Origin of the sequence: Mesorhizobium sp. M7A.F.Ca.CA.004.04.2.1 (genome assembly GCF_004022825.1) — a bacterium.
In the GTDB taxonomy this organism is placed as follows: Bacteria; Pseudomonadota; Alphaproteobacteria; order Rhizobiales; family Rhizobiaceae; genus Mesorhizobium.
The window spans coordinates 1-2,102 of sequence record NZ_RZPH01001021.1 but is presented as its reverse complement, the minus strand read 5'-3'; the positions used below and the strand labels follow the sequence as shown (position 1 = coordinate 2,102).

The following is a 2,102-nucleotide window of genomic DNA, read 5'->3' as shown; positions in this document are numbered from 1 at the left end:
TGGCAGGTCGGCTTGTCCTGTGGCGGCCGCATCAAGGTGTACGTGGAAAGACTGGGCTGATCTCGGATGGATCCCTACGCCTTAAAAATTTTGAACGCCGAACGACGCGCTCGCCGCGCGGCGATCCTGGTCACCGATCTCGGTGACGGCCGCGACCGCATCGTGCGCGAAGGCGATCAGGTCGCCGGCGATCTTGGCGCCGCGATCGCCAGGGCGTTCCGCACAGGCAACTCCGGTTCGGTCGAAGCAGAGGGGCGGAATTTCTTTCTCAACGCGCATCTGCCGCAGCCGCGTCTGGTCGTGATTGGCGCTGTCCATATCAGCCAGGCGCTGGCGCCGATGGCCAGGATCGCCGGCTATCCCGTGGAGATAATCGACCCCCGCACCGCCTTCGCCACGCCGGACCGCTTTCCCGATGTGGCGCTTCATGCCGAATGGCCGGAGGATGTGCTGAAGCGTCAGCCGCTCGACAGCTATACGGCGCTTGCCGCCGTCACTCATGACCCGAAGGTCGATGATTTCGCGCTGAAGGCCGCGCTCGACGCCAACTGTTTCTATGTCGGGGCGCTCGGTAGCAGGAAGACGCATGCCAAGCGGGTCGAACGCCTGCTGGCGCTGGGCGCGAGCGCCGATCAGATCGCCCGTATCCATGCGCCGATCGGGCTCGACATCGGTGCTGCCAGCCCGGGAGAGATCGCCGTTGCGGTGTTGGCCCAGGCAATCCACGCCTTCCGCTCGCGCGGTCTCGATGCCAAGGGCGCGGCGGCGTGAAATTCGGCCCGATCCCGATCGAGACCGCGGAAGGCGCGGTGCTGGCGCACTCCACCACCGCCGGCGAACGCCGCTTCCGCAAGGCGCACAGGCTGAGCGCTGAAGATGTGGCGCTGCTGCGGGCTGCCGGTGTTTCCGAGGTCGTTGCGGCTGTGCTGACTGAGGACGACCTCGGCGAGGATGCGGCCGCGCAAACGATTGCCGAGAGCATGACCTTTCGCGGGATCGAAGCCAGGCCTGCCGCGACCGGGCGGGTCAATCTCCATGCCAAGGCGCCGGGCATCTTCACGGTCGATGCCGCTGTCATCGATGCCATCAATGCCATTGATCCCGCCATCACCATCGCCACGCTGGCGCAGCATGCGCCGGTCGAGAAAGGCCAGATGGTCGCGACCGTGAAGATCATTCCCTTCGCGGTCAGTTCAGCGCTGGTCGACGCTGCGACAGAAATCTGCGCCGCGGGCGAGATATTTGCCGTCAATGCCTACCGGCCCGTGCGTGTCGGCGTCATCCAGACGGTTCTGCCGGGCATCAAGCCTTCCGTGCTCGACAAGACGCTGCGCGTCACCGAAGCGCGGCTGGCGCGTACGGGCGGCAGGCTGACTGCGGAGCGCCGCACGCCGCATGAGGTCGCGCCAGTGGCGGAGGCCGCGGTCTCCCTGGCGCGCGACAACGACATGGTGGTGATCTTCGGCGCTTCGGCGATGAGCGATTTTGCCGATGTCATTCCCGCGGCGATCGAGAAGGCGGGTGGTGCAGTCATCCGCGCGGGCATGCCGGTCGATCCCGGCAATCTGCTGGTGCTCGGCACGCTCGATGGCAAGCGCATCATCGGCGCGCCCGGCTGCGCCCGCAGCCCCAAGGAGAATGGTTTCGACTGGGTGCTGGACCGGTTGATCGCTGGCCTCGACGTGACGGCCAGGGATATTGCCGCCATGGGGGTCGGCGGGCTGTTGATGGAAATCCCGACACGGCCGCAGCCGCGCGAACCGCTGCCGGCCAAAAGCCAGCTCAAGGTCGGCATCGTGCTGCTGGCCGCTGGCCGCTCAAGCCGCATGGGCGGGCCGAACAAGCTTTTGGCGCTGTTCGACGGCAAGCCGCTTGTGCGCCGCACCGCCGAGCGGGCGCTCGGCTCGAAGGCGTCCGGCACTGTCATCGTCACCGGCCACCAGCGCGAGCGGGTGCGCGCTGCGCTGGTGGGCCTCGACGTGACCTTCGCCGACAATCCCGATTTTGCCGAGGGCCTGTCCACCTCGCTGAAAGCCGGCATCGCCTATCTGCCGGAAGATTCCGCCGGCGTGATGATCGTTCTCGGTGACATGCCTGATATC

The 2,102-nt window shown here is 66.7% G+C and carries 2 protein-coding genes; both read left to right on the top strand.

Annotated elements, in window-relative coordinates; translation table 11 throughout:
• Positions 1–66: 66 nt before the first annotated feature.
• Positions 67–771, top strand: coding sequence for an XdhC family protein (locus tag EN893_RS30655; RefSeq protein ID WP_127267829.1), 705 nt, complete (start codon positions 67–69; stop codon positions 769–771).
• The coding region (locus EN893_RS30650; protein ID WP_128362045.1) for a molybdopterin-binding/glycosyltransferase family 2 protein at positions 768–2,102 on the top strand (1,335 nt) is incomplete at its 3' end. The genes EN893_RS30655 and EN893_RS30650, both read left to right, overlap by 4 nt.

Coding starts and splice junctions, on each gene's coding strand:
- EN893_RS30655 (WP_127267829.1), top strand. CDS start 67: ATGGATCCCTACGCCTTAAAAATTTTGAACGCCGAACGACGCGCTCGC.